The sequence below is a fragment of the Pantoea sp. GM_Pan_3 genome, from assembly GCF_026541045.1.
Taxonomy (GTDB): Bacteria; Pseudomonadota; Gammaproteobacteria; order Enterobacterales; family Enterobacteriaceae; genus Pantoea; species Pantoea anthophila.
Window position 1 is genome coordinate 801405 of sequence record NZ_JALNVA010000001.1, and the last position, 25941, is coordinate 827345.

The 25941-nt window shown below is 57.6% G+C and carries 24 protein-coding genes; 16 read left to right on the forward strand and 8 right to left on the reverse strand.

Translation table 11 applies throughout. The features are described from left to right. Window positions 1-352: 352 nt before the first annotated feature. The gene (gene pspF, locus OXR04_RS03815) at window positions 353-1354 is read right to left on the reverse strand and encodes a phage shock protein operon transcriptional activator (protein WP_046101896.1); all 1002 of its coding nucleotides are present in this window, start codon (window positions 1352-1354) and stop codon (window positions 353-355) included. Between the two features lie 165 nt (window positions 1355-1519). Here pspF and pspA point away from each other — a divergent pair, with 165 nt between their 5' ends. From pspA to tyrR, 7 genes are all read left to right on the forward strand, one after another. Beyond that, window positions 1520-2185: a phage shock protein PspA gene (gene pspA, locus OXR04_RS03820; protein ID WP_267369290.1), complete on the forward strand. Its 666-nt coding sequence runs from the start codon at window positions 1520-1522 to the stop codon at window positions 2183-2185. A 35-nt stretch (window positions 2186-2220) separates the two neighbouring features. Further along, the gene (gene pspB, locus OXR04_RS03825; protein WP_009090021.1) at window positions 2221-2448 is read left to right on the forward strand and encodes an envelope stress response membrane protein PspB; all 228 of its coding nucleotides are present in this window, start codon (window positions 2221-2223) and stop codon (window positions 2446-2448) included. Beyond that, on the forward strand, window positions 2445-2795 hold the full coding sequence (gene pspC / locus OXR04_RS03830) for an envelope stress response membrane protein PspC (protein WP_267369291.1): 351 nt from the start codon (window positions 2445-2447) through the stop codon (window positions 2793-2795). The genes pspB and pspC overlap by 4 nt, the downstream gene beginning before the upstream one ends. Window positions 2796-2848: 53 nt before the next feature. Then, window positions 2849-3097, forward strand: coding sequence for a phage shock protein PspD (gene pspD / locus OXR04_RS03835; protein WP_009090024.1), 249 nt, complete (start codon window positions 2849-2851; stop codon window positions 3095-3097). After that, window positions 3078-4475, forward strand: a complete 1398-nt coding sequence (locus OXR04_RS03840) for a YcjX family protein (protein ID WP_267369292.1) — start codon at window positions 3078-3080, stop codon at window positions 4473-4475. Before pspD ends, OXR04_RS03840 begins: the two co-directional genes overlap by 20 nt. Then, the gene (locus OXR04_RS03845; protein ID WP_267369293.1) at window positions 4472-5533 is read left to right on the forward strand and encodes a YcjF family protein; all 1062 of its coding nucleotides are present in this window, start codon (window positions 4472-4474) and stop codon (window positions 5531-5533) included. Before OXR04_RS03840 ends, OXR04_RS03845 begins: the two co-directional genes overlap by 4 nt. A gap of 281 nt (window positions 5534-5814) precedes the next feature. Then, window positions 5815-7380, forward strand: coding sequence for a transcriptional regulator TyrR (gene tyrR, locus OXR04_RS03850; protein ID WP_046101894.1), 1566 nt, complete (start codon window positions 5815-5817; stop codon window positions 7378-7380). Between the two features lie 50 nt (window positions 7381-7430). Here the strand turns inward: tyrR and tpx are convergent, their stop codons facing one another. Further along, complete coding sequence (tpx, locus tag OXR04_RS03855; RefSeq protein ID WP_046101893.1) at window positions 7431-7934, reverse strand: thiol peroxidase; 504 nt, start codon at window positions 7932-7934, stop codon at window positions 7431-7433. Window positions 7935-8080: 146 nt separating this feature from the next. On the opposite strand from tpx, the gene ycjG reads away from it, so the two are divergent. Further along, a complete protein-coding gene (gene ycjG / locus OXR04_RS03860) occupies window positions 8081-9064 on the forward strand; it encodes an L-Ala-D/L-Glu epimerase (protein ID WP_267369294.1) in 984 nt (327 codons plus the stop codon). Here ycjG and mpaA read toward each other — a convergent pair. Next, the gene (mpaA, locus tag OXR04_RS03865; RefSeq protein WP_058957867.1) at window positions 9039-9746 is read right to left on the reverse strand and encodes a murein tripeptide amidase MpaA; all 708 of its coding nucleotides are present in this window, start codon (window positions 9744-9746) and stop codon (window positions 9039-9041) included. The genes ycjG and mpaA overlap by 26 nt on opposite strands. A gap of 152 nt (window positions 9747-9898) precedes the next feature. Here mpaA and OXR04_RS03870 point away from each other — a divergent pair, with 152 nt between their 5' ends. The 3 genes from OXR04_RS03870 to OXR04_RS21545 all read left to right on the forward strand — a co-directional run bounded on the left by OXR04_RS03870 (window position 9899) and on the right by OXR04_RS21545 (window position 13063). Continuing rightward, complete coding sequence (locus tag OXR04_RS03870; RefSeq protein WP_267369295.1) at window positions 9899-11518, forward strand: peptide ABC transporter substrate-binding protein; 1620 nt, start codon at window positions 9899-9901, stop codon at window positions 11516-11518. 118 nt (window positions 11519-11636) lie between these two features. Continuing rightward, on the forward strand, window positions 11637-12620 hold the full coding sequence (zntB, locus tag OXR04_RS03875) for a zinc transporter ZntB (protein ID WP_009090042.1): 984 nt from the start codon (window positions 11637-11639) through the stop codon (window positions 12618-12620). A gap of 296 nt (window positions 12621-12916) precedes the next feature. Then, window positions 12917-13063 (forward strand): hypothetical protein, encoded by a 147-nt coding sequence (locus OXR04_RS21545; protein WP_009090044.1) that lies wholly within the window; start codon window positions 12917-12919, stop codon window positions 13061-13063. A gap of 46 nt (window positions 13064-13109) precedes the next feature. On the opposite strand, the gene ttcA is transcribed toward OXR04_RS21545, so the two are convergent. The 3 genes from ttcA to OXR04_RS03895 form a co-directional block, all read right to left on the reverse strand. After that, window positions 13110-14045 carry a tRNA 2-thiocytidine(32) synthetase TtcA gene (ttcA, locus tag OXR04_RS03885; RefSeq protein WP_009090046.1) on the reverse strand — a complete coding sequence of 312 codons (936 nt, stop codon included), beginning with the start codon at window positions 14043-14045 and terminating at the stop codon, window positions 13110-13112. A gap of 1098 nt (window positions 14046-15143) precedes the next feature. After that, window positions 15144-15404, reverse strand: coding sequence for a hypothetical protein (locus OXR04_RS03890; RefSeq protein WP_009090049.1), 261 nt, complete (start codon window positions 15402-15404; stop codon window positions 15144-15146). A 229-nt stretch (window positions 15405-15633) separates the two neighbouring features. Further along, window positions 15634-16290 carry an MgtC/SapB family protein gene (locus tag OXR04_RS03895; RefSeq protein WP_033736241.1) on the reverse strand — a complete coding sequence of 219 codons (657 nt, stop codon included), beginning with the start codon at window positions 16288-16290 and terminating at the stop codon, window positions 15634-15636. Between the two features lie 184 nt (window positions 16291-16474). On the opposite strand from OXR04_RS03895, the gene OXR04_RS03900 reads away from it, so the two are divergent. After that, window positions 16475-16750, forward strand: a complete 276-nt coding sequence (locus OXR04_RS03900; RefSeq protein ID WP_009090053.1) for a DUF333 domain-containing protein — start codon at window positions 16475-16477, stop codon at window positions 16748-16750. A gap of 31 nt (window positions 16751-16781) precedes the next feature. Here OXR04_RS03900 and OXR04_RS03905 read toward each other — a convergent pair whose 3' ends face one another. Continuing rightward, a complete protein-coding gene (locus OXR04_RS03905; RefSeq protein ID WP_009090054.1) occupies window positions 16782-17774 on the reverse strand; it encodes a 2-hydroxyacid dehydrogenase in 993 nt (330 codons plus the stop codon). A 146-nt stretch (window positions 17775-17920) separates the two neighbouring features. Here OXR04_RS03905 and OXR04_RS03910 point away from each other — a divergent pair, with 146 nt between their 5' ends. From OXR04_RS03910 to OXR04_RS03920, 3 genes are read left to right on the forward strand one after another with little or no spacing between them, the layout of a single operon-like run. Beyond that, window positions 17921-20551, forward strand: a complete 2631-nt coding sequence (locus OXR04_RS03910) for a YdbH family protein (RefSeq protein WP_276046974.1) — start codon at window positions 17921-17923, stop codon at window positions 20549-20551. Continuing rightward, window positions 20548-20736: a YnbE family lipoprotein gene (locus tag OXR04_RS03915; protein WP_009090058.1), complete on the forward strand. Its 189-nt coding sequence runs from the start codon at window positions 20548-20550 to the stop codon at window positions 20734-20736. The genes OXR04_RS03910 and OXR04_RS03915 overlap by 4 nt, the downstream gene beginning before the upstream one ends. A gap of 11 nt (window positions 20737-20747) precedes the next feature. Beyond that, window positions 20748-21086, forward strand: coding sequence for a YdbL family protein (locus OXR04_RS03920; protein ID WP_009090060.1), 339 nt, complete (start codon window positions 20748-20750; stop codon window positions 21084-21086). A 64-nt stretch (window positions 21087-21150) separates the two neighbouring features. On the opposite strand, the gene OXR04_RS03925 is transcribed toward OXR04_RS03920, so the two are convergent. Further along, window positions 21151-21750 carry an FMN-dependent NADH-azoreductase gene (locus OXR04_RS03925; RefSeq protein ID WP_009090062.1) on the reverse strand — a complete coding sequence of 200 codons (600 nt, stop codon included), beginning with the start codon at window positions 21748-21750 and terminating at the stop codon, window positions 21151-21153. Window positions 21751-22006: 256 nt separating this feature from the next. On the opposite strand from OXR04_RS03925, the gene hrpA reads away from it, so the two are divergent. Continuing rightward, the gene (gene hrpA, locus OXR04_RS03930) at window positions 22007-25909 is read left to right on the forward strand and encodes an ATP-dependent RNA helicase HrpA (protein ID WP_267369296.1); all 3903 of its coding nucleotides are present in this window, start codon (window positions 22007-22009) and stop codon (window positions 25907-25909) included. Window positions 25910-25941: the final 32 nt, after the last annotated feature.

Below are 25941 nucleotides of genomic sequence, written 5' to 3' on the forward strand. Positions count from 1 at the left end.
ATTTTGAGGCATTGAACAGAGTGTATCGCAAAGCGGGCGTTGTCCCAAAACCTGCAACCGCCGTCAGCCTGATTTTCATCCTCTGCGGGGCAAAAGGGCGCACAGAAGGTGGGGTAATGAGAAATATTCTCAATTACATCTTTACAGATGATAATAAGAATTATTATTATTCATATGCACTTCGACGGTGGCTCTGCCGAAGAGGAGCACGACATTGCTCACATTGCTTCCAGTATTGTTGCCCGCCTGATGGCGGGCTTTTTTTTTGCCTGACGCAGCCCGTGTAGGAAAGAAAGCAGGATAGGGAACCCGGCTTTGCCCCTGTGCAACAACCCGCCGTGCAGCAGGCGGATCAGTTCTCGGCTTTGATATCGTGCTTTTTCATCATTGCGCGCAGCTGGTGGTAGGTGACGCCCAGCAGACCGGCAGCGCGGCGCTGGTTGTAGCGTGCCTGTTGCAGACTCGCCTCTACCAGATCCCGCTCCTGCTGGTTTTGCCACTGTCGCAGATCCAGCGGCAGTCCGGGCAGCGCAGCGCTATCCGCAGCTGGGTTTAACGGCATTCTGGCGACCGGTTGCTGGCGCGAAGCGAAGGGATTGATAATGATGTTATCCAGCGGCTGCTCGCTGCTGTTATGCCGGTAGACCGAGCGCTCCACCACATTTTTCAGTTCACGCACGTTGCCGGGCCAGTGGTAATCGAGCAGCGTCTGCTGCGCGCGGGCCGTAAAGCCGGGGAAGAGTAACAGCCCCAGCTCCCGGCACATCTGGATGGCAAAATGTCCGGCCATCACCAGAATATCGCTGCGGCGTTCACGCAGTGGCGGCAACTGCACCACATCGAAAGCCAGACGATCCAGCAGATCGGCGCGGAATTTGCCCGCTGCCGCCAGCGCAGGGAGATCTTCGTTGGTGGCGCAGACCAGACGTACATTGACCTGCAGGGAGTGGTTGCCGCCGACCCGCTCCAGCTGACCATACTCAATCACCCGCAGCAGTTTCTCCTGCACCAGCATGGGTGCGGTTGCCAGCTCATCCAGAAACAGTGTGCCGCCATCGGCCCGTTCAAAACGCCCAAGATGACGCTTCTGCGCGCCGGTAAACGCGCCCGCCTCATGGCCGAACAGTTCCGAATCCAGCAGATTCTCGTTAAGGGCGGCGCAGTTCAGCGAGATAAATGGCCCCTGCCAGCGATCGGAAAGATAGTGTAACCGGCTGGCGATCAGCTCTTTACCGGTTCCGCGCTCGCCAATAACCAGAACGGGTTTCTCCAGCGGGGCGAGTTTAGAAACCTGCTCCAGCACCTCCAGAAAATTGTTCGACTCACCGAGAAGATTATCATTAGTTCCGGTCATGATGAATTTCGCTACCCGTTAATCATTTTGACTATCTTAAAGCAGCCGGGAGAGGGTGTAAAATTTAAAAGATGATTAAAATCAATTGGATGTAAAATTGGCACGCATCTTGTATTAATCAGGCAGGGCAACACTGTTTAAGACTTTTAAAAGAGGAACATCATTATGGGTATTTTTTCTCGTTTCGCCGACATCGTGAATGCCAATATCAATTCGCTGCTGGAGCGTGCGGAAGATCCACAGAAACTGGTGCGGCTGATGATTCAGGAAATGGAAGACACCTTAGTCGAAGTGCGTTCTACCTCTGCGCGGGCGCTGGCAGAGAAGAAACAGCTGACCCGTCGTATTGAGCAGGCGGAGATTCAGCAGGCGGAGTGGCAGGAAAAAGCCGAGCTGGCGCTGCGCAAAGATAAAGACGACCTGGCCCGCGCTGCGCTGATTGAAAAACAGAAGCTGACCGACCTTATCGCCTCGCTGAAGCAGGAAGTCACTCATGTTGAAGAGACGCTGGAACGCATGAAGGGCGAAATTGGCGAGCTGGAGAAAAAGCTGAGCGAAACGCGCGCCCGTCAGCAGGCCTTAACGCTGCGTCATCAGGCGGCGTCGTCGTCACGTGATGTGCGTCGTCAGCTGGACAGCGGTAAAATCGATGAAGCGATGGCGCGTTTTGAATCCTTTGAACGCCGTATTGATCACATGGAAGCGGAAGCGGAAAGTCACGGCTTTAGTAAAACCAAAACCCTGGACCAGCAGTTTACCGATCTGAAAGCGGACGATGAGATCAGCCAGCAGCTTAACGCGCTGAAAGCCAAAATGAACCGCAGTGAGTAACCTTCGACGTTGCAAAAAGTGATTAAGGAGAGTCAATGAGCGCACTTTTTCTCGCCATACCGCTGACGATTTTCGTGCTGTTCGTGGCACCCATCTGGTTATGGCTGCATTACAGCAACAAACGCAACGGCGGTTCGGAACTGTCGCAAAGCGAACTTCAGCGCCTGCAGCGTGTGACCCAGGATGCGCAACGGATGCGCGAACGGATTGACGCGCTGGAAGCGATTCTGGACGCAGAGCATCCTAACTGGAGGCAGCCATGATGAAAGGCCGTAAGTTATGGCGTAAGCCAGACGAAGGAAAGCTGATGGGGGTCTGTGCAGGGCTGGCCGAGTATCTCGACATCCCGGTTCGCCTGCTGCGGATCATCGTGGTGTTATCCCTGTTCTTTGGTCTGTTTGTTTTTACGATTATCGCCTACTTTGTGCTGGGGTTTGTGCTGGATGAGAAGCCTGCCTCGGCCTCAGAAGGAGAACGCCCGCCCAGCGCCAGCGAACTGCTGGACCAGCTGGAAAGCGCACTGCAGCGTGATGAACGCAGCGTGCGCGATGTGGAACGCTACGTAACGTCTGAAACGTTCAGCGTACGCAGCCGCTTCCGCCAGATCTGAAACCGCCTGTACCGGGCCGTTTCAGGCCCGTTCGTTCACGCAATGGAGGTGTTATGTCTTTTTCGCGATCCACAATGTTCCGTCACCGCGCGGCACCTGCATTGAAGTCGGCGGCCAGATTCATCATTATCAATGCTGTTACCTATGGTCCGGCCGGTGTGACGGGCTGGGCGGTGAAATCGGTAGCGCGACGCCCGTTACGTCTGCTTCTGGCCGTGGCGCTGGAGCCACTGCTGAAGCGGGTGATGAATCGGGTTGCGTCGCGCTTCATCAGGGAGAAAGATGAAAAGACTGCAAACTGAACTACTGGCGTTAATGAACCGCGGCGTCGATCGCCATCTTCGTCTGGCGGTCACCGGATTAAGCCGCAGCGGTAAAACCGCCTTTATCACTTCTCTGGTTAACCAGCTGTTAACCGTTCACAGCGGCGCTCGTTTGCCGCTGTTTTCCGTTGTGCGGGATGAGCGTCTGTTAGGTGTCAAGCGGGTGCCGCAGCGCGATATGGGCACCGCACGCTTTACCTACGACGAAGGGCTGGCACAGCTCTACGGCACGCCACCCGCCTGGCCTGTGCCCACCCGTGGCGTCAGCGAAATGCGTCTGGCGCTGCGTTACCGTCCCAGCGATTCCCTGCTGCGCCACCTGAAAGAGACCGCGACCCTCTATCTGGAAATTGTTGATTATCCTGGTGAGTGGTTGCTGGATCTGCCGATGCTGGCGCAGGACTACCTCGCCTGGTCCCGGCAGATGAACGGACTGTTGCAGGGCGACCGCGCGGAGTGGGCCGCGCCGTGGCGCGCCCTCTGCGAGAACCTGGACCCGCTGGCACCCGCCGATGAAACCCGGCTGGCTGAAATCGCCGCCGCCTGGACCGACTATCTGCACCGCTGTAAAGCCGAAGGCTTACACTTTATTCAGCCCGGCCGCTTTGTCCTGCCCGGTGATATGGCGGGCGCGCCTGCGCTGCAGTTCTTCCCCTGGCCGACCACCGATGAGGCCCGGCTGACGAAGCTGGCCCAGGCGGACAAGAGCAGTAACTTCGGCATGTTGCAGCAGCGGTTTAACTACTACTGTCAGCATGTCGTGAAAGGCTTCTATAAGAACCATTTTCTGCGTTTCGACCGCCAGATTGTTCTGGTTGACTGCCTGCAACCGCTGAACAGCGGGCCGCAGGCGTTTAACGACATGCGTCTGGCCCTGACGCAGCTGATGCAGAGTTTTCATTACGGCCAGCGCACGCTGTTTCGCCGGCTCTTCTCGCCGGTAATTGATAAATTGCTGTTTGCTGCCACCAAGGCCGATCACATCACCAGCGATCAGCATGGCAATATGGTTTCGCTGTTACAGCAGCTGGTGCAGGATGCCTGGCAGAACGCGGCGTTTGAAGGGATCACGATGGAATGCATCGGACTGGCTTCGGTTCAGGCGACGCAGAGCGGGCTGGTCGATCACCGTGGCGAAAAGATCCCGGCACTGCGCGGCAACCGGCTGGATAATGGCGAGCCGCTGACCGTCTATCCTGGCGACGTTCCGCCACGTCTGCCCGGCAATGCCTTCTGGCAGCAGCAGGGTTTTCAGTTTGAACAATTCCGCCCGCAGCAGCTCGACGTCGATCGTCCGCTGCCTCATATCCGCATGGATGCCGCGCTGGAATTTTTGTTGGGAGATAAATTGCGATGAGTGATCCGCTGAAGCCGCGTATCGATTTTGCCCGTCCGCTGGAGGAGAGCCGCGCCACGCCACTGCGCCCGGCACACGCCTTTGATGCAGAGGCCGATGCCGCCTTTCTGGCAGTACAGGATGAAGATGTCGCCGTTGAAGATGAGGGCGCAGGCGAACGGGCAGTGGAGGCCGCGCTGAAACCGAAGCGCAGCCTTTGGCGTAAACTGGTGACTGCTGGCGCACTGCTGTTTGGCGTCAGCGTCATTGCCCAGGGCGTGCAGTGGACCCATGACGCCTGGCTGGCCCGCGACTGGTTCTCACTGGGCAGCGGTGTAGCTGGTGGCCTGATCGTCCTGGCGGGGGTGGGTGCCCTGACCACGGAGTGGCGTCGTCTCTATCAGCTACGTCAGCGCGCTGAAGAGCGCGATGTCGGGCGTGAACTGCTGCACAGTCATGGCATCGGCAAAGGCCGGGCCTTCTGTGAAAAGCTGGCGCAGCAGGCGGAACTTGACCAGGCGCATCCGGCTTTGCAGCGCTGGCACGCATCCCTGCATGAAACCCAGAACGACAGTGAGATTGTCCGTCTCTATGCGCAGCTGGTGCAGCCGGTGCTGGATCGCCAGGCGCGGCGTGAAATCAGTCGCCATGCAGCCGAGTCCACCCTGATGATTGCGGTCAGCCCGCTGGCGCTGGTTGATATGGCGTTTATCGCCTGGCGCAATCTGCGGCTGGTCAACCGCATCGCCGCCATCTACGGCATCGAGCTGGGCTATTTCAGCCGTATCCGCCTGTTCCGTCTGGTGCTGCTTAACATGGCTTTTGCCGGGGCGTCAGAGCTGGTACGGGAAGTGGGGATGGACTGGATGTCGCAGGATATCGCCGCCCGGCTTTCAACGCGTGCCGCGCAGGGCATTGGTGCCGGTTTACTGACCGCACGTCTGGGTGTGAAAGCGATGGAGCTTTGCCGTCCGCTGCCCTGGCTGGAGCAGGATAAGCCCCGGCTGGGCGATTTCCGGCGTGAGCTGCTGGGACAGATGAAAGAGGCGCTGCAGAAGGGCAACAACAAATCCTCCTGAAGCGCGTCTGCAAGCATGAAGGCGGCCAGGCCGCCTTCATGCTTATTCAATCGGCAGAGACCCCCCTCTATTATTCCTCGCAGCCTGATGAAACGACGAAATGTCCCCTCTCATGTGAAGGACCGCACCCTGCCATTACTTATCGCCCGTATCATTTTCCCGCGCAGTACAAAACGCCATCATCCACGCCAGAAGTGTCAACTTTTCCTGACAGAGTCCTTTCTGCCAGTGCGCGACTTAGCGTATCATTGAACCATCTGAACCTGATTAAGGCGAACGCAATGCGTCTGGAAGTGTTCTGTCAGGACCGTATCGGTCTGACGCGTGAACTGCTCGACCTGCTGGTGGCACGCAATATTGATTTACGCGGTATCGAAATTACGGCGATTGGGCGCATCTATCTCAACTTTGCTGCACTGGAATTTGATGCCTTCAGCAATCTGATGGCTGAAATCCGGCGTACGCCCGGCGTGACAGATGTGCGCACTGTCACGTACATGCCTTCTGAGCGGGAACACCGTGCGCTGAGTGCGCTGCTGGTGGCGATGCCCGATCCCGTGTTCTCTGTCGATCTGAAAAGTAAGGTTGAGTTAGCTAATCCGGCGGCACAGAACCTCTTCAATCTCGATGAAGAGAAGATGCGCAATTTCAGCGCCGGTCATCTGATCACCGGCTTTAACTTTATGCGCTGGCTCGAGAGCGATCGGGTGGAAGCGCAGGCGCAGCATGTCGTTATTGAGGGCCGGGATTTTCTGATGGAAGCGCGTCCCATCTATCTGCCGGGTGAAGAGGGCCAGAGCGACCGGCCGGTCGGCGCGATGGTGATGCTGAAGTCGACCGCCCGCATGGGCCGTCAGCTGCAGAATCTGGTGGTCACAGACGATTCGGAGTTTGATCACATCATTGCCGTGACGCCGAAAATGCGGCAGGTGGTGGATCAGGCCCGCAAGCTGGCGATGCTGGATGCGCCGTTGCTGATTGTGGGCGACACCGGCACCGGGAAAGACATGCTCGCGCGCGCCTGCCATCTGCGCAGCGCCCGCGGCAAAAATCCTTTCCTGGCGCTGAACTGCGCTTCACTGCCTGACGACGTTGCGGAAAGCGAGCTGTTTGGACATGCTGCCGGCGCCTATCCTAATGCGCTTGAAGGCAAGAAGGGCTTTTTCGAACAGGCGAACGGCGGCTCGGTGCTGCTGGATGAAATCGGTGAGATGTCGCCGAGAATGCAGACCAAACTGTTGCGTTTTCTCAATGACGGCACCTTCCGCCGCGTCGGTGAAGAGCATGAAGTGCATGTGAATGTGCGGGTGATCTGCGCCACGCAGAAGAACCTGATTGAGCTGGTACAGCGCGGAGAGTTCCGCGAAGATCTCTTCTATCGTCTCAACGTCCTGACGCTGCAGTTGCCGCCTCTGCGCGACCGTCCGCAGGATATTCTGCCGCTGACCGAGATGTTTGTTGCCCGCTTTGCGGATGAGCAGGGGATGGCACGTCCACGCCTCTCTCCGCAGCTCAACGCGTTTCTGACCCGCTATGCCTGGCCGGGCAACGTACGTCAGTTAAAGAATGCGCTTTACCGGGCGTTAACCCAGCTGGAGGGTTACGAACTGCGTCCTCAGGACATCATACTGCCTGAGCAGGCGCTGGATGTGTCGCTGGGTGATGAGGCACTGGAAGGAACGCTGGATCAAATCACCAGCCGTTTCGAGCGCTCAATCCTGACGCGGCTTTACCTCTCCTATCCCAGCACCCGAAAACTGGCAAAACGGCTCGGCGTGTCGCACACGGCGATTGCCAATAAGCTGCGGGAATATGGTCTGGGGCAGAAGCGCAGCGACAGCGAATAGGCTATGCGCGAAAGGGAAAAAGCGGATAACCTGGTTATCCGCTTTTTTTATTACTTCAGCGCGGCCAGCGCTGCGTCATAATCAGGTTCGTTGGTGATTTCATCCACCAGCTGGCTGTAAAGCACTTTATCATTCTCATCCAGCACCACCACCGCACGCGCGGTCAGCCCTTCCAGCGCACCATCGGCAATTTCCACGCCATAATCATACTTAAACTCTGAGCCGCGCAGCGTCGACAGGGTCACCACGTTGCTCAGGTTCTCTGCGCCACAAAAGCGCGACTGGGCAAACGGCAGGTCAGCAGAGATACATAACACCACGGTGTTATTCAGTTCGCTGGCTGCCTGATTGAATTTACGCACTGATGACGCACACACGCCGGTATCCACACTCGGGAAAATGTTCAGAATTTTGCGTTTTCCTGCATACTCAGAGAGCGCAACGTTAACCAGGTTCTTCGCCACCAGGGTGAACGCTTTGGCTTTATCGCCCGCCTGAGGGAACTGACCTGCAACCGGGACGGCATTACCCTGAAAATGAACAGTCTGAGACATAGTGATTCCTTTTGATGATAAAAAAGCGCTGATACAAAAAGGCTAAACTTAGCCGTTGTTTATGACATAAATGTTAAGGGTTTACGAGTTCAATTGTCGAAATCTCTGTGGCGGTCTGCCACTGCATCTTTCATTCTGGAGTGGAAATGAGAACGGTAAAAAGTTATCCCGAAGCTTGGCCGTTGCATACCCCGTTTGTCATTGCCCGTGGAACCCGAACCGAAGCGAAGGTGGTGGTGGTTGAGATTGAAGAGGCGGGCGTCAAGGGGGTGGGTGAGGCGACGCCTTATGCCCGCTACGGCGAAACCGAGGCCTCTGTACTGGCGCAGATCGCCTCTCTGCTGCCCGCGCTGCAGCAGGGCATGACGCGTGAGGCACTGCAGCAGGCGCTGCCCGCCGGTGCCGCACGTAACGCCATCGACAGCGCGCTGTGGGATCTCGCCGTTCATCAGCAGAAAAGCAGCCTGTGGCAGCTGAATGGCGTCACCGCGCCCCCGGAGGTGGTGACCGCCCAGACGGTGAGCATCGACACACCGGCAGCGATGGCCAGCAGCGCGCTGGCGCTTTGGCAGCATGGTGCCACGCTACTGAAAATTAAGCTGGATGATAATTTCATTACCGAGCGGCTGATGGCGATCCGCGCAGCGGTGCCGGAAGCCACTCTGATTGTCGATGCGAACGAATCCTGGCATGCAGAGGGGCTGGCGGCGCGCTGTCAGCTGCTGGCCGATATTGACGTGGCGATGCTGGAGCAGCCGCTGCCCGCCGGTGAAGATGCGGCGCTGGAAAACTTTATTCATCCCCTGCCGATCTGTGCCGATGAGAGCTGTCACACGCGTGACAGCCTGCCGGCGCTGCGCGGCCGTTATGAGATGGTCAATATCAAGCTGGATAAGGCTGGCGGGCTGACCGAAGCGCTGGCGCTGGCCGAAGCGGCGCAGCAGCAGGGCTTTGCGGTCATGCTTGGCTGCATGCTCTGCACCTCGCGGGCGATACGCGCCGCACTGCCTCTGGTGCCGCAGACCCGTTTTGCCGATCTTGATGGCCCGACCTGGCTGGCGGTGGATGCCGAACCACCGATTAACGTGCGGAACGGTCAGTTGCTCATTGCTGCCAGCGCAGCAGGTTAACCATCACCTCAAGGTAGACTTCCGTCGCTTCATCCACGGAGATTACCGGCAGTTCCGCGGTCACGCAGGGCAGGCTGAGATCTTTGCACCAGCTGCCGAAGGAGCCGGGAGTGTCATATCCGACGCTGGTGACGCGGGGGAGGCCGGTATGATCGGCTAGCCAGCCGCCTATCTCTGACTGATGCGGGTCATCAATGCACCCCAGCGGCTCATGCCAGGAGACGATCCAGCGAGGTTTGATCTGATGAATCAGGGCGCAGAGCGCCTGGGTTTCCGGTTCTGAGGCGGGATGATTGCCGGTTGAGAGCGCCACATCGCGCGCATCGGCGGCGCTGTTCCAGCGATAAACGGTATCGCCCGACTGCCAGTTTGCGGCCGGAAAGTTACGATTGAGATCCACGCCACTGGCATTCGCGCGCAACCCCAGCTGACAGCCGTCTGGATTAACCGCTAACACCACATGATGCCGCCGCATGCCATCGGGCAGCGTCCGCAATGCGGCGGAGAGCGTGGCGATAGCCGCATTCTCATCCCCATGGGTGCCTGCCAGGATCAGCCCGCTCTCCGAATCGCCCAGCGGAGCCGGAAACCAGAGCAGCGGTGCGCCCAGGAGTGAGCGACCATACTGCTGATACGGAACGTCCAGCTTGCCACGCAGCGGGCGCGGATGAAGTGGCGACATAATGATTTCCTCGAAGGGTTTTATTAAAAGTAGCGGAAAAGCAGAAGGCGGAAAATAGTTATTTATCCATCAGCGATTTGCGTTAAAGTGCCCTGCACAAGCTGCATCGCGATCGGCGTCGTGCAGCGCTTCTTTGGGGTAAAGGAGTGATTATGGTTAAAACCTTTCGCATGACGCTGGCCGCCATCAGTCTGAGCAGCCTCTTCACACCCGCCCTCGCGGCGAATCCACCCGCTGGCGCGCAGCTGGCTGAGCAGCAGCAGATCGTGCGTCATATCAAGGATGAACCCGCTTCGCTCGATCCGCTTAAAGCGGTCGGCCTGCCAGAGATTCAGGTCATTCGCGATCTCTTTGAAGGCCTCACCAATCAGGATGCGCACGGCAAAATCGTACCGGGCGTGGCACAGAGCTGGAGCAGCAGCGACAACAAAACCTGGATCTTCACGCTGCGCAACAACGCACGCTGGTCGAATGGCGAGCCGGTCACCGCGCAGGATTTTGTTTACAGCTGGCAGCGCCTTGTCGACCCTGAAAACAGTTCACCTTCGGCCTCGTTCGCCGCCTTGAGCGGTATTGAGAATGCGGCGGCGATCGCCAAAGGTCAGATGACACCGGATAAGCTGGGCGTGGTGGCGCAGGATAACAGCCGCCTGAAGGTCACGCTGGATCGTCCGGTGCCGTGGTTCCCGGCGCTGGTGGCTAACGTGGCGCTCTTTCCGGTGCCGCAGAAGACCCTGGCGCAGCAGGGCGACAGCTGGACCGCGCCCGGTAAACTGGTCGGCAACGGGGCCTATCAGCTCAGCGAGCGCGTGGTAAATGAGAAAATTGTCCTGACGCGCAATCCGCACTACTGGGATGATGCCCATTCGGTTTTGACCCGGGTGACGTTTGTTCCGATCAACGAAGAGTCGAGTGCCACCAAGCGTTATCGCGCCAACGACATCGATATCACCGAATCTTTTCCTAAAGAGATGTATGGTCTGCTGAAGAAAAGTCTGCCGGGTGAGGTCTACACGCCTGACCAGCTGGGCACCTATTACTATGCGTTTAATACGCAGAAGGGGCCGACGGCTGATGCGCGGGTGCGCAAAGCGCTCTCCTGGTCTATTGATCGCCGGATTATTGCGGAAAAAGTGCTGGGAACCGGTGAAAAACCCGCATGGCACTTTACCCCGGATGTCACCGCTGGCTTCAGGCCGCTGCCTTCATTCCTGCAGCAACATGACCAGAACAATCTCAACGCACAGGCAAAAGCACTGCTCACCTCAGCGGGCTATGGCCCGGGTAAACCGCTCAGGCTTAAGCTGCTTTATAACACCTCGGAGAGCCATCAGAAGATTGCTATCGCGGTGGCGTCTATGTGGAAAAAGAACCTTGGCGTGGATGTCTCGCTGGAAAATCAGGAGTGGAAAACCTACATCGACAGTCGTAACAGCGGCAACTTCGATGTGATCCGGGCATCCTGGGTCGGCGATTACAATGAGCCGTCCACCTTCCTGAATCTGCTGACCTCCGGCAACAGCAGCAACATTCCCCGCTTCAGCAACGCGGATTACGATGCCGTGCTGGCCAAAGCGAGTCGCGAGACCAGTGACGAGGCGCGCAGCAGCGATTACAACCGCGCGGAACAGATTCTGGCGGATCAGGCACCCATCGCCCCGATCTATCAGTACACCAATGGCCGCCTGATTAAACCCTGGGTCAAAGGGTATCCCATCACCAACCCTGAAGATGTCGCCTACAGCCGCGAGCTCTGGATCGAGAAACATTAAGCCTCCGGTGGCTGTTCATCCGGCCACCGGCTGACATCTTTCTACACAGCCCGGAGATTGCAACTCATCGCCGCCACGCTAGACTGTATCGTATTGATTTTGATAGTGAGGGGACGGTGTGGACGTAATTGAAGGAAAAGCATTGCAGGTTTCAGACGCCATCATTTCCTGCCAGCTTGATGGCAAAGGCGGCATGATTCCGATCGCGGAAGATGAGGTGATTCAGTGCGAGCAGCCCTGCTGGCTGCATCTGAACTACACCCATCGTAAAAGCGCAGAGTGGCTGCAGTCGACGCCTCAAATTCCCGATGCCGTCCGTGATGCCCTGGCGGGTGACAGTATGCGTCCGCGCGTCAGCCGTCTGGGTGATGGCTTCATGATTGTGCTGCGCAGCGTTAACCACAACAGCGACGCGCGCCGTGACCAGCTGGTCGTGATGCGGGTCTTTATCAACGACAAGCTGATTGTTTCGACCCGCCGGCGCAAAGTCTCTGCCGTGGATGAAGTGCTGACCGACCTGCAGAACGGCAACGGCCCGATCGATTGCGGCAGCTGGCTGGTCGATGTCTGTGATGCCCTGACCGATCACACCAGCGAATTTATCGAAGAGTTGCATGACAAAATCATTGAGCTGGAGGATGCGCTGCTGGATCAGCGGATGCCCGCGCGGGGTGAGCTGGGTCTGCTGCGCAAACAGCTGATTGTGATGCGGCGCTATATGGCCCCGCAGCGCGATGTCTATGCCCGGCTGGCGAGCGAAAAACTGGCCTGGATGGATGACAACGAGCGGCGTCGGATGCAGGAGATTGCCGACAGGCTGGGACGCGGGCTGGATGACCTGGATGCTGGCGTGGCGCGAACCGCCATTCTGGCCGACGAGGTTGCCTCTGCCATGGCCGAATCGATGAACCGGCGCACTTATACCATGTCAGTCATGGCGATGATCTTCCTGCCGGCCACCTTCCTGACCGGTCTGTTCGGCGTAAACCTCGGCGGCATTCCGGGCGGAGAATGGCGATACGGCTTTTCCATTTTCTGCCTGCTGCTGGTGGTTCTGGCTGTCGGCGTCGCCGGTTATCTGCGTAAACGGCACTGGCTGTAGCGCGACGGGGAGGGACCATCTCAGCCCAGGCGCTGAAATTCGAGGAAAGGCGGCAAAAGCTGATCGATATCAAGAACCCGATGTCGCCGTTGACGCAAACTCTCTCCCGCAGGTGAATGCAACGTCAAGCGATGGGCGTTGCGCTCCATATTGTCTTACTTCCTGATTTAGAATTAATGCATAGCACATTTAATTCGAAACATGCCGGCCAGTGCGCCGGCTTTTTTTTGCCTGGCTGGCTGGAACGCCGTTCCTTACCTAAGCTTAAAGTCCATTCGCAAGAAAAGGAGTACGGCATGAGCGCGATTTATAACAGCGAGCCGATCCCCACGGATCCGACCCCGATTCCTGACCCGATCCCCCATCCGCAACCTCAGCCCGATCCGCCGACGGATCCGGAGTTTCCGCCGATAATGGATCCACCGCCACACCGCAACATATAAAAAAAGGGCGTGCTGCCAGCAGCACGCCCTTCTGTTTATGCGGCACTTACTTAATCTGAAGCACATCCAGACGTGCGCCTGTGACAGGGGCATCCTCATCATCGAGCCGCCAGCCTGCCGGCTGTAACGGCAGCGTTTCGCGGTCAAAGGCGATATCGCCCCCGTCCACCACCGCATCGCCATGTTTGATGCCTTTGAAGTCGAACAGATTGACATCGGCGAGGTGCGACGGCACGACATTCTGCATTGCACTGAACATCGTTTCGATACGGCCCGGGTAGCGCTTATCCCAGTCACGCAGCATATCGGCTACCACCTGACGCTGCAGGTTTGGCTGAGAACCGCAGAGGTTGCAGGGGATAATCGGGAACTGACGCGCTTCCGAGAAGCGGATGATATCTTTTTCACGGCAGTAGGCCAGCGGGCGGATCACAATCTGCTTGCCATCGTCGCTCATCAGCTTCGGTGGCATGCCTTTCATTTTCCCGCCATAGAACATGTTGAGGAACAGCGTCTGCAGAATGTCATCGCGGTGGTGGCCCAGCGCAATTTTCGTGCAGCCCAGCTCCGTGGCAACGCGGTACAGAATGCCACGGCGCAGGCGTGAGCAGAGAGAGCAGGTGGTTTTCCCTTCCGGAATCTTCTCTTTGACGATGGAGTAGGTATCTTCTTCGATAATCCGGTACTCCACCCCCTGAGACTCCAGATAGGCCGGGAGGATATGCTCAGGGAAGCCAGGCTGCTTCTGGTCCAGGTTAACGGCAATCAGGCTGAAACTGACCGGGGCGCTTTTTTGCAGACTGCGCAGAATTTCCAGCATGGTATAGCTGTCTTTTCCGCCCGACAGGCAGACCATGATGCGGTCACCTTCTTCGATCATATTGAAATCTGCAATGGCTTCGCCGACATGACGGCGCAGGCGTTTCTGCAGTTTATTGAGGTTGTACTGTTCTTTCTTGTCAACCGTTTGATTATCTTGCATTTTTACCTATCTCTAAAACCAGAAAGCGTAGCCTGAGGGCAAATCAACGTGCGCATTCAGCCAGCCACTTCTCTGCGGTGTCACGAATATGCAGCGTATGGTACGGATTGTTGCCGCGAATGCCAGTGCCGGAGTGAAGTAATCCACGGATTAAGACGCCAGAGTTCACCTTCCGCACGTTGCGTAAAGGCAAACGGGGAGAGAAAGGGATGTTGCAGCATTTCGCAGTGGCGCATGCGGAGGAGAAAAGTCAGCGTTACCTCCTCAGCTGGCGGGGACCTCTTTCCACTGACAGTCGATTTCATCACTGTGCGAGGAGCAGGAGGGGGATGAAGCCTGGTCAGTCGCGGTTCGCGCGTTATCGTTCTTTGTCGCGCAGCCTGCGATCATAAAAATGAAGGGGAGGATTAACAGATATTTCATTGACGCCACCGGTTCAGCAAATTAACCAGCATGAGCAGGTAAAGATCAATCAGACATAAACAGGCACTATTATATCGGGAGTGAAATTTGACCCATATCAAATTTAAATATTTTGCTTTTTAAATCGGGCGTTCTGCGTGAGTCAGGCTGGGACAGATTAAACGGAGTGATCTGAAAGTCGCACGCGGTTTAATCTGTGTTGAGCGGAAAAGATTATAATCAGCTTCATCGACAGGCTGGATTAATGGCCTGAATCGAACGCTCTGTTAATTTCAGACTGCACTTTATTCTCTGGAAAAAGAGAGAGTAAACAATCAGTTGTTTGTTTGTTGAGAACGTGTCCACCCGGATGAAAAAGCATAACGTCGCCGGGCTGGGGTTTATCCAACGTAAAATCAACAGACAGACATTCGGCGCGTTGTTTCGCACATTTCGGCAATACAGCGGAACAAAGGAACCGTTTAATATCCCGCTGTGCAATAAGGTTAAAAAAAGGAGTGGTGATTAACCGCGATGAGAAAGCCGGATAACGATCACAAAATAAAAAAGTCTGGTGTGAAATTTTTCATGACGCTGCTGCTTTTTTTAATCTGTTATGTCGCCGTAATGTATGGTGGCGTTCTGCTGCTGCTGAACCGGCATGGCTTACTCCATTTTCTGCTGCACTGAGTTTAATTAGCCGCAGGCTTTAAAGATCCAGCGATAGGCATGGTGTAAAAAATGCCTGAGTACGCCAAGAATGTTTTCAGCGCCTTCCTCAGCCAGACATTGTCCGGTTTCAAGCGCATTATTCACCGAGTTGCGATGGTCCAGAATCATGATAATCGCCACCGCAGCCGCGATCAGGATAACCGTCAGCAGGCTTAGCCCGCGCCAGTTGCTTTTACGTGCGGTCGCGGACAGGGCATTGTCTGCAGGGTCAGAGTCAGGGCGCATTGGTCTCCGGCTGTCATCATTTCGCTGATAAATAATACCGGATTATGTCATTAATTTCTGACCGGCTCCATGTGTCAGGTCAGGGGATGGTCATTCTGAAGGGTGACAGTGGATCAGGCTGTTAACAACGTCGGCAGCAGGCAAGGGGAGCGCCATCGTCTGCGCCGACATTTTCAGGGTATGAAACCCACCGGGCTGGCGCACCGGCCCGGTGAGACAGGAGAGATGCTCACATCATCTCCAGCGACTGCACCCCTTTAATCTCCATCACCTTATCGTAAAGATGCGCGTCATTTGACCTGCGCGACAGCGTAACCTGCACGCTGAGTTCACACAGTCCGCTTTCCTGATCGCGATTAATCACCGTCACGTTGCCGTAGCGGATGCCTTCCCGCTGCATCACCAGCAGCACCAGCGGCACACTCTTCGGCTTCAGGAAAACCAGCAGGGTATGGTGTTTACCGATTAAAACGTGGCTCAGACGGCGGAACACTTCCAGCACGACCAGCGCCAGCACGGTGCCATAGATGCCGATCTCATACATGCCGCTGCCGATGACCAGGCCAATCGCTGCGGTTACCCATAAACCGGCCGCCGTGGTTAAGCCTTTCACTACCTGCTTCTGGATCATGATGGTACCCGCGCCCAGGAAGCCCATGCCGCTGACCACCTGCGCCGCAATACGGCTGGGGTCCAGCGCAACATGGTCACTGTTCAGCATATCGGCAAAGCCATATTTCGACACCAGCATGAACATCGCACTGCCGATCCCGACCAGGATGTGGGTGCGAAGTCCGGCTTCTTTGGCCCGCATCTGCCGCTCCAGGCCGATGAGGCCGCCTAGAATACCGGCCAGCGCAATGCGAATTAACATATCCATTAACATGGCTCTACTCCGAAATAAGGGGGGCCGGAAAAGGGTGACAGTTCAGTGTTACCAGGTAAACAAGATAATTCTGCTTGCAAAACACGCCGCAGAAATTTGTAAAAAGCTGTTTCACCTCTCGACCCCTTGTGCTGCCTGACATATGCTGAGCCAGCCTATTATCCCAATTCCCGGAGTCCGACTGATGAAAGCAGCCACCTTTTTGCTGGCCGGTGCCGCGTTATTCCTCTCTGCCTGCAGCAGCCACAGTGATGATAACGAGCCACCGCAACAAGCCACCGCCGCCCATGTTCAGCCCCGCGTGGTGATGTCTTCTCTGGCAGAAAGCACCTGTGAAAATGCAGGCGGAACCCTGGCTTTTTCGCATCAGCTGGATGGATCCCGGGTGGGGATGTGTCAGTTAGTGAACGGGCGTCGTTGTGATGAGCAGGCGCTGATCGGCGGGCACTGCGCGCGCTGATAGACAGGCCGGATTGCTCCGGCCCGCACCCTCAGACGGAGAGTCGGTTCGGGCAGTTTTCACCGCGATCGAGCTGACTGAGATTGCTTAATGTGGTTTCAGAAATGGCGGTCAGGGCCTCGGCGGTTAAAAACGCCTGATGGCCGGTGAAGAGCACGTTATGGCACGCCGACAGACGGCGGAAGACATCGTCCTGAATCACATCATTCGACTTATCTTCAAAGAACAGGTCGCGTTCGTTCTCATAAACATCCATGCCGAGCGCGCCAATCTTCTGCTGCTTCAGCGCATCAATCGCCGCCTGTGAATCGATCAGGCCACCGCGGCTGGTATTGATAATCATGACGCCGTCACGCATCTGGCTGAACGCCTCGGCGTTGAGCAGATGGTGATTTTCCGGCGTCAGCGGGCAGTGCAGCGTAATAACGTGCGACTCCGCAAACAGCGTCTTCAGATCGACATACTCCGCGCCAAGTTCCAGCGCCTGCTCGCTCGGCCAGGGATCAAACGCCAGCAGCCGCATGCCAAAGCCTTTCAGGATGCGCATGGTCGCAATGCCGATTTTACCGGTGCCTATCACGCCCGCCGTTTTGTTATGCATGTTAAAGCCGGTCAGGCCGTCGAGTGAAAAGTTCGCGTCACGGGTGCGCTGATAGGCACGATGAATACGGCGGTTCAGCGTCATCATCAGGCCGATAGCATGCTCCGCGACCGCTTCCGGAGAATAGGCGGGCACACGCACCACCTCCAGGCCCAGCTCTTTTGCAGCGTCCAGATCGACATTATTAAAACCGGCACAGCGCAGCGCGATATACTTCACACCCAGCGCGGCCAGCTCTTCCAGCACCGGTCGGCTGCCATCATCATTGACAAAGATGCAGACCGCATCGCAATCCACTGCCGTTTTTGCGGTGCTTTCAGTGAGTAAAAAGTCGAAGAACACCAGTTCAAAGCCGAACTGCTGATTGACCTGCTCAAGGTATTTCTGATCGTAATGCTTGGTGCTGTAAACCGCGATCTTCATCGTTGTGCTCCTGCAGAGGTGATAGACCAAGGATAACGTTTTCTGACGGACTTTGCTGAAACCGCTGAAATGCGTCCGGGCCAGACCTTCACCTCGCGCAATTTACATGCCATCATCATGGTCAGGATAGGGTGAGGAAAAGGATTATGGCTTTTATGCCACGGAGAGTCCGGCGGCGGCTGGCGGCTGTTCTGGCGCTGATTCTGCTGCTGCTCGGCCTGATGTTAACAGTGACACAGTGGCTGCCCCGGCTGGTCGGGATCTGGCTGCCGCAGGAGACCCGCATTGAGCTGTCTGGCGCACCGCGCTGGCGGGAGGGAGGCCTGTGGTTGCCAGAAATTCGTTATCTGGCGGGCGACTGTACGCTGGCAACGGTTGAAGCCGTCTCGCTGGGCTGGCATCAGTCGCGCTGGAAACTTAACGCGTCCGCGCTGACGCTGGACAGCGCCTGTCTGCAAAAACTGCCGGCGGACGACGACAATCCCGGTTCGCCCAGAACGCTGGCCGAATGGCAGGCAATGCTGCCGGGTGCCGATGTCCATCTGGATAAGCTGACGGTGGCCCCGTGGCAGACCTACGCGGGTGCACTGGATCTCACGCTGGAAAAAGATCGCCAGCGGCTGACTTATCGGGGTGACAATCTGCAGCTGGCGGCAACGCTGACCGGTCAGCAGCTGGCAGTCGACCATCTGACGCTGACCCATCCTGCACTCTCTGAACCCATCACTCTCAAGGGTCATCTTAAACTTCCCACCTTTGCCAGTGACCTGCCGGTAAATGGCGAGGTGGCCGGACAACTGGCGCTGGCTGCGCTGCCGTATCCGCTTCAGCTCAGCCTCAACTGGCAGCAGCAGCAGGGCGTATTAGTCGCAACGACGGCGGACCAGGATCGCCCGCTTCTGCGTCTGCCCTGGCAGATCAGTCGCGACCAGATTCAGATTGAGAAGGGGGAATATTACTGGCCGTTCGCCGCCCAGCCGCTCTCCGGCTTTATTAACCTGACGCTGGAGAACTGGCAGTCGGGGCTTGAACAGAGCCAGATCAGCGGACGCCTCAATCTGCTGACCCGGGGGCGCGGCGGCAAGGGCAACGTTGTACTGGGTTTCGGCCCCGGCCACCTCAGCCTGACAGAGAGCCATCTGCCGTTTCAGCTGACCGGCGAAAGTAAGCTGGCGGATCTGCAACTCTACGGCTCCATTCCGGGCGTGCTCAGCGGGTCACTCCTCGATCCTCAGCTGCAACTCCAGCCTAAATCGCTGCTGCGCCTTCGGGGCCGCCTGCTCTCCACGCTGGAGGTGGACGAGGCGCGCTGGCCGCTGGCGGGCGTGCGCCTCTCATCGCAGGGAATTGATGGCCGTCTGCAGGCGATTCTTAACGCGCACGATGCCAGTTTTGGCCGTTTCCGGCTGCATCTCGATGGGCGTGCCAGCGACTTCTGGCCTGATAAGGGCGAATGGAACTGGCGCTACTGGGGCGGAGGCGAGATGCTGCCGCTTCAGGCACGCTGGGATGTCAAAGGCACGGGCGGCTGGCACGATACGCTGATCCATCTGGATACACTCTCCACCGGTTTTAATCAGCTGGCCTACGGCAGTGTCAACGTCGCCAGTCCGCGTCTGACGCTCACTGAACCCGTTAACTGGCATCGCGATGCGGCCCACCCGGCGTTTAATGGCCACTTCCGGCTGCAGGCGGGCGAGACCCGGTTCAGCTATGGCGGCAGGCTGGCTGATTCTACGCTCGATTTCGAGGCGAAAGGCCGTGACCCCGGCGACTTTATCTGGCGGGGCAGCCTGAATGCCGGCAGGATTGGCCCGCTGCGGGTCAATGGTCGCTGGGATGGCGAACGGCTGCGTGGTCAGGCCTGGTGGCCGTCACAGTCGCTCCGGGTGTTTCAGCCGTTAATCAGCCCGGACATGAAAATGCAGATTCAGGATGGTCAGCTGCAGGCGCAGTTCGCCTTTTCCGCTGCCCCCGAGCAGGGTTTTCAGGCCGGTGGACACTGGTCGGTGAAGCAGGGCAGCGTCTGGACGCCGGACAGCCAGATCAATGGTATCGACTTCTCACTGCCCTTTCGCTTCAGGGCCGGGCAGTGGCAGTTTGGTCAGCATGGCCCGGTTTCCCTGCGCATTGCCGAGGTAAAAAACCAGTTTGCGATGCAGAATATCCGTGCCGATCTGCAGGGCAGCTGGCCGTGGAGCGAAGCCGCGCCGCTGAGGTTGCAGGATGTCAGTCTGGAACTCCTCGGCGGGCAGATTACGCTGCCCGCATTGCAGATGCCACAGCATGAGCCTGCGCGGGTAACGCTGCGTCAAATCAGCCTCAGCGAGCTGGTGACCGCACTGAAGCCTAAGCAGTTCGCCATGTCGGGACGGGTTAACGGTGAACTGCCGCTGTGGCTCAATAATCCCCGCTGGCTGGTCGAGAAAGGGTGGATAGCCAACAGCGGCCCTCTGACTTTCCGGCTGGACAACGATATGGCGGATGCCATTACCCGTAATAACGTCGCCACCGGCGCGGCGCTGGACTGGCTTCGCTATATGGAGATCTCCCGCAGCTGGGCGACGATTAATCTGGATAACCTCGGCGACCTGAGCATGACGGCAGAGGTGCAGGGCGTCAGCCGTTTCAGCAACCGTCGTCAGACGGTGAATCTTAACTACCATCATCAGGAAAATCTGTTTCAGCTCTGGCGCAGCCTGCGCTTTGGCGATAATTTGCAATCCTGGCTGGAACAACACGCGACTTTGCCATCGAACAAGGACACTTCACCATGAGCCTGAGGGCACTACTGGTTCTGGCAGCCGGACTGCTGAGCATCGGCTGCGTGCCGCGCATTGAGGTTACGGCACCCAAAGATCCCATCACCATCAATATGAACGTAAAAATTGAGCATGAGATCCACATCAAGGTGGATAAAGACGTGGAAGCGTTACTGAAAAACCAGAGCGGTCTGTTCTGAGGAGAGCACGTATGAGACGCAAAAGCGCGGCGCTGCTACTCGCGCTGATGATGATGCAGCCCGCCTGGGCGCTGACGCTGGATCAGGCCCGGCAGTCGGGGCTGGTGGGCGAAACGCTCTCCGGCTACCTCGCGGCGCGCGCCGGAGACAGCGAAACCCAGGCACTGGTGCAGCGCATCAACGCCGGACGGCATCAGCAATATCAGCGGCTGGCAGAACAGAACAATCTCTCCACGGCGGATATCGCCAGCATTGCCGGGCAGAAACTGGTGAGCCGGGCGGCGGTGGGGGAATATGTGCGCGGCATTAACGGTCAGTGGCTGAGAAAAGAGGCTCCAGGCACGCCGTAAGCCGCAAAAAAAACCGGGCGCGTGGCCCGGTTGATTGTGCGTCTCATCCTGAGATGAGCAACTTTTAAGCGGTGACGATCTGTTTGATCGCGTCTTTCGCTTCAGCGGTCGCTTTGCTGGCCACTTCAGGACCGTAGGCGATACCTTCAGCAAATACGAACTCAACGTCAGTGATGCCGATGAAGCCCAGGAACAGCTTAACGTATGGCGTCAGCAGATCGGTCGGGGTGTCTTTGTGAATCCCGCCACGGCTGGTGATCACAACCGCTTTTTTCCCTTTAACCAGACCTTCCGGGCCTGCTTCGGTGTAGCGGAACGTCACGCCTGCACGGGCAATCAGGTCGAAATAGTTTTTCAGCTGGGTCGGGATGTTGAAATTGTACATCGGTGCCGCAATAACCACTTCGTCATGGGCCTGCAGTTCTTCAATCAGCGCGTTGGAGAGATCCAGCGCTTCCTGTTGGCGCGGAGACAGCGGCGTGTCAGAAGGACGCATAGCACCGACCAGTTCACCATCCAGAACCGGAATCGGGTTTGCCGCCAGATCACGAACGGTCACGTCTTTACCCTGGGCTTTTGCCTGTTCAACGTAGAAGTCAGCAAGCTGGCCTGATTGTGAGTAGCCTGCGAGGATGCTTGATTTCAGAACTAAAACTTTGCTCATGGTGATTTCCTGTCTGTAACGCGGAAGGGTTTCCGCTCAATGGTTTACACTCTACGGTTATCAATGGCGCGGTGAAAGCGCAATATTTCGAGAGCTATGTTCGAATTTATTGAATAAGCGTAACCGGGGCACGTCCCCGGAACAGTTCAGAATGTGCTATTATGCGCGCAATTATTTTCACTGAATCAGCTGGTTATCCCGGCGTCCAGGGCGCTGTTTCTGCAGCGACACTGTCTGAGTAAGGTACGTCACTATTATGTCATCTCCCGATACGTCTCCACTGACCGCGCTCCGGGCCAGGCTCGACGGCTTAATGCTTCGCGATCGCCAGCGGCTGCAGCGCCGTCTGCAGGGGGCCAGAAAAGTCAAAAGCCCCGAGGCACAACAGGGCATAGCCCGCGAGCTGGAGCAGGACGTTTTCGCCGCTGAACAGCGTGTCGCCCAGCGGCGCGCGGCGACGCCAGCCATCACCTTCCCGGACAATCTGCCTGTCAGCCAGAAACAGCAGGATATCGCTGACGCGATTCGCGATCACCAGGTCGTGATTGTGGCCGGGGAAACCGGTTCCGGCAAAACCACGCAGCTGCCGAAAATCTGTCTGGCGCTGGGGCGCGGCGTGACCGGATTGATTGGTCACACCCAGCCCCGTCGCCTGGCGGCACGCACCGTGGCCAATCGCATCGCCGATGAGCTGAACACCTCGCCCGGCGGCTGTGTCGGCTATAAAGTGCGGTTTAATGACCAGGTCAGCGAGCTGACCCAGGTCAAGCTGATGACCGATGGGATTCTGCTGGCGGAGATCCAGCAGGATCGCCTGCTGATGCAATATGACACCATCATCATCGACGAAGCGCACGAGCGCAGCCTGAATATCGACTTCCTGCTCGGTTATCTGCGTGAGCTGCTGCCGCGGCGTCCCGATCTCAAGGTGATCATCACCTCTGCGACCATCGACCCGCAGCGTTTCTCGCGGCATTTCAACAATGCGCCGGTTATCGAAGTCTCCGGCCGCACCTTCCCGGTGGAAGTGCGCTACCGGCCGGTGGTTGAAGAGGCGGAGGATGGCGACCGCGACCAGCTGCAGGCGATCTTTGATGCCGTCGATGAACTCGGACAGGAGAGCCGGGGCGATATTCTGATCTTCATGAGCGGCGAGCGCGAAATCCGCGATACCGCAGACGCGCTGAATAAACGCGACCTGCCGCACACTGAAGTGCTGCCGCTGTATGCGCGACTGTCGAACGCCGAACAGAACCGGGTGTTTCAGTCACACAGTGGCCGCCGCATCGTGCTGGCCACCAACGTGGCGGAAACTTCGCTGACGGTGCCCGGCATCAAATATGTGATTGACCCCGGCACCGCGCGTATCAGCCGCTACAGCTTCCGCACCAAAGTGCAGCGTCTGCCGATTGAGCCGATTTCTCAGGCCTCGGCCAATCAGCGTAAAGGACGATGCGGACGTGTTTCCGACGGTATCTGTATCCGCCTCTACTCGGAAGAGGATTTCCTGAGTCGTCCGGCCTTTACTGACCCCGAAATTCTGCGCACCAACCTGGCGTCGGTGATCCTGCAGATGACCTCGCTGGGGCTGGGCGATATCGCGGCGTTCCCCTTTGTGGAAGCGCCCGATAAGCGCAATATTCAGGATGGTATCCGCCTGCTGGAAGAGCTGGGCGCGCTGACGCTGAATGAAGAGACGGGTCACTACACCCTCACCGGCTCCGGGCGACAGCTGGCGCAGTTGCCGGTCGATCCGCGCCTGGCGCGAATGGTGCTGGAGGCGCAGCGGCTGGGCTGTGTGCGCGAAGTGATGATCATCACTGCGGGCCTGTCGATTCAGGACCCACGCGAGCGTCCGGCAGAGAAGAAGCAGGCCTCTGATGAAAAACACCGGCGCTTTGCTGACAAAGATTCCGACTTCCTGGCCTATGTCAATCTGTGGAACTATCTGGCGGAGCAGCAGAAAGCCCTGTCCGGCAACCTGTTCCGACGCCAGTGCAAAAGCGACTTTCTCAACTATCTGCGCGTGCGGGAGTGGCAGGATATCTACACCCAGCTGCGGCAGGTGGTGCGCGAACTGGGTATTCCGGTCAACAGCGAACCGGCCCCGTTACAGCAGGTTCACTGTGCGCTGTTGAGCGGTCTGCTGTCGCACATCGGACAGAAAGATGCCGACAAGCAGGAGTATACCGGCGCGCGCAATACCCGCTTCGCCATCTTCCCCGGCTCCGGGCTGTTTAAGAAGCCGCCGAAGTGGACCATGGTGGCAGAGCTGGTCGAAACCAGCCGCCTCTGGGGGCGGACGGCGGGGCGCATTGAGCCGGAGTGGATTGAACCGCTGGCGCAGCATCTGACGAAGCGCAGCTACAGCGAACCGCACTGGGAGAAATCGCAGGGGGCGGTGATGGCAACCGAGAAGGTCACGCTCTATGGCCTGCCGATTGTTGCCGCGCGCAAGGTCAACTACGGCAGCATCGATCCCACCCTGAGCCGCGAACTCTTTATCCGTCACGCCCTGGTTGAGGGCGACTGGCAGACGCGTCACGCTTTCTTCCGCGCCAATCAGAAACTGCGCAGCGAAGTGGAAGATCTGGAGCATAAATCCCGTCGCCGCGACATTCTGGTCGATGACGAAACGCTGTTTGCTTTTTATGACCAGCGCATCGGCAAAGAGGTGGTCTCGGCCAGACATTTTGACAGCTGGTGGAAACGGGCCAGCCGCGATAACGCCGATCTGCTCAACTTCGACAGGCAGATGCTGATCAAAGAGGGCGCGGATAAGGTCAGTCAGCTCGACTATCCCAACTTCTGGCATCAGGGCAACCTGAAACTGAAGCTGAGTTACCAGTTCGAGCCAGGCGCAGATGCCGATGGTGTGACGGTCCATATTCCGCTGCCGTTGCTGAATCAGGTTGAGGATAGCGGCTTTGAATGGCAGATCCCCGGCGTGCGCCGTGAGCTGATTATTGCGCTGATTAAGTCGCTGCCGAAACCGCTGCGCCGCCATCTGGTGCCTGCTCCTAACTACGCCGAGGCGTTTCTGGGAAGGGTGACGGCGATGGAGATGCCGCTGGCAGATGCGCTGGCGCGCGAGTTTCGCCGCATGACCGGCGTTACGCTGGAGCGGGAGAACTGGCAGTGGGATCAGGTTCCCGATCATCTGAAAATGACCTTCCGGGTAGTCGACGAGCACAATCGTAAACTGCTGGAAGGCAAGGACCTCACCGCGCTCAAGTCCCGGCTGAAAGACAAGGTGCAGGAGACGCTGTCGAAAGTGGCCGATGACGGGCTGGAACAGAGCGGGCTGCATCTCTGGAGCTTTGGCGAACTGCCTCGCAGCTATGAACAGAAGCGCGGCAGTTACCAGGTGAAAGCCTGGCCTGCGCTGGTGGATGAAAAAGAGAGCGTCGCGATCCGCCTGTTTGACAGCGAGCAGGAGCAGCAAAAAATGATGTGGCGCGGCCAGCGTCGCCTGCTGCTGCTCAATGTGCCGTCGCCGGTGAAGTATCTGCACGAGAAGTTACCGAACAAGGCCAAACTCGGACTCTACTTTAACCCCTATGGCAAAGTGCTGGAGCTGATCGACGACTGCATCGCCTGCGGCATCGATAAACTGATGGGGGAAGCGGGCGGCCCTGCCTGGGAGCAGGCCTCGTTTGAGCAGCTGCGTGACAAAGTCCGCGGGGAGCTTAATGAGACCGTAGTGACGATAGCTAAGCAGGTAGAGCAGATTCTGACGGCGGTCTTTAACATCAATAAACGGCTGAAAGGCCGGGTGGATATGACCATGGCGCTGGCGCTGTCCGATATCAAAGCGCAGTTAAACGGACTGGTCTATCGGGGCTTTGTCACCGGCAACGGCTGGCAGCGACTGGCCGACACGCTGCGTTATCTGCAGGGCATCGAGCGGCGACTGGAGAAACTGCCTGCCGATCCGCACAGCGATCGGGCGCGGATGCTGAAAGTTCAGGCGGTGGAACAGGCGTACCAGGCGTGGCGCAACAAGCTGCCGCCGCAGCGTCAGGATGATGAAGAGGTGCTCAGCATTCGCTGGATGATTGAAGAGCTGCGCATCAGCTACTTTGCTCAGCAGCTGGGTACGCCTTATCCGATCTCGGATAAGCGTATTCTGCAGACGATGGAGCAGATAGCGGGCTGAAAGCCGGGTGCGCACGGAGCGTGCGCACCCGA

Excerpts from the sequence above, each read along its gene's own strand:
- pspF (WP_046101896.1), bottom strand. The coding sequence starts at position 1,354 with ATGACCGGAACTAATGATAATCTTCTCGGTGAGTCGAACAATTTTCTG.
- pspA (WP_267369290.1), top strand. The coding sequence starts at position 1,520 with ATGGGTATTTTTTCTCGTTTCGCCGACATCGTGAATGCCAATATCAAT.
- pspB (WP_009090021.1), top strand. The coding sequence starts at position 2,221 with ATGAGCGCACTTTTTCTCGCCATACCGCTGACGATTTTCGTGCTGTTC.
- pspC (WP_267369291.1), top strand. The coding sequence starts at position 2,445 with ATGATGAAAGGCCGTAAGTTATGGCGTAAGCCAGACGAAGGAAAGCTG.
- pspD (WP_009090024.1), top strand. The coding sequence starts at position 2,849 with ATGTCTTTTTCGCGATCCACAATGTTCCGTCACCGCGCGGCACCTGCA.
- OXR04_RS03840 (WP_267369292.1), top strand. The coding sequence starts at position 3,078 with ATGAAAAGACTGCAAACTGAACTACTGGCGTTAATGAACCGCGGCGTC.
- OXR04_RS03845 (WP_267369293.1), top strand. The coding sequence starts at position 4,472 with ATGAGTGATCCGCTGAAGCCGCGTATCGATTTTGCCCGTCCGCTGGAG.
- tyrR (WP_046101894.1), top strand. The coding sequence starts at position 5,815 with ATGCGTCTGGAAGTGTTCTGTCAGGACCGTATCGGTCTGACGCGTGAA.
- tpx (WP_046101893.1), bottom strand. The coding sequence starts at position 7,934 with ATGTCTCAGACTGTTCATTTTCAGGGTAATGCCGTCCCGGTTGCAGGT.
- ycjG (WP_267369294.1), top strand. The coding sequence starts at position 8,081 with ATGAGAACGGTAAAAAGTTATCCCGAAGCTTGGCCGTTGCATACCCCG.
- mpaA (WP_058957867.1), bottom strand. The coding sequence starts at position 9,746 with ATGTCGCCACTTCATCCGCGCCCGCTGCGTGGCAAGCTGGACGTTCCG.
- OXR04_RS03870 (WP_267369295.1), top strand. The coding sequence starts at position 9,899 with ATGGTTAAAACCTTTCGCATGACGCTGGCCGCCATCAGTCTGAGCAGC.
- OXR04_RS21545 (WP_009090044.1), top strand. The coding sequence starts at position 12,917 with ATGAGCGCGATTTATAACAGCGAGCCGATCCCCACGGATCCGACCCCG.
- ttcA (WP_009090046.1), bottom strand. The coding sequence starts at position 14,045 with ATGCAAGATAATCAAACGGTTGACAAGAAAGAACAGTACAACCTCAAT.
- OXR04_RS03890 (WP_009090049.1), bottom strand. The coding sequence starts at position 15,404 with ATGCGCCCTGACTCTGACCCTGCAGACAATGCCCTGTCCGCGACCGCA.
- OXR04_RS03895 (WP_033736241.1), bottom strand. The coding sequence starts at position 16,290 with ATGTTAATGGATATGTTAATTCGCATTGCGCTGGCCGGTATTCTAGGC.
- OXR04_RS03900 (WP_009090053.1), top strand. The coding sequence starts at position 16,475 with ATGAAAGCAGCCACCTTTTTGCTGGCCGGTGCCGCGTTATTCCTCTCT.
- OXR04_RS03905 (WP_009090054.1), bottom strand. The coding sequence starts at position 17,774 with ATGAAGATCGCGGTTTACAGCACCAAGCATTACGATCAGAAATACCTT.
- OXR04_RS03910 (WP_276046974.1), top strand. The coding sequence starts at position 17,921 with ATGGCTTTTATGCCACGGAGAGTCCGGCGGCGGCTGGCGGCTGTTCTG.
- OXR04_RS03915 (WP_009090058.1), top strand. The coding sequence starts at position 20,548 with ATGAGCCTGAGGGCACTACTGGTTCTGGCAGCCGGACTGCTGAGCATC.
- OXR04_RS03920 (WP_009090060.1), top strand. The coding sequence starts at position 20,748 with ATGAGACGCAAAAGCGCGGCGCTGCTACTCGCGCTGATGATGATGCAG.
- OXR04_RS03925 (WP_009090062.1), bottom strand. The coding sequence starts at position 21,750 with ATGAGCAAAGTTTTAGTTCTGAAATCAAGCATCCTCGCAGGCTACTCA.
- hrpA (WP_267369296.1), top strand. The coding sequence starts at position 22,007 with ATGTCATCTCCCGATACGTCTCCACTGACCGCGCTCCGGGCCAGGCTC.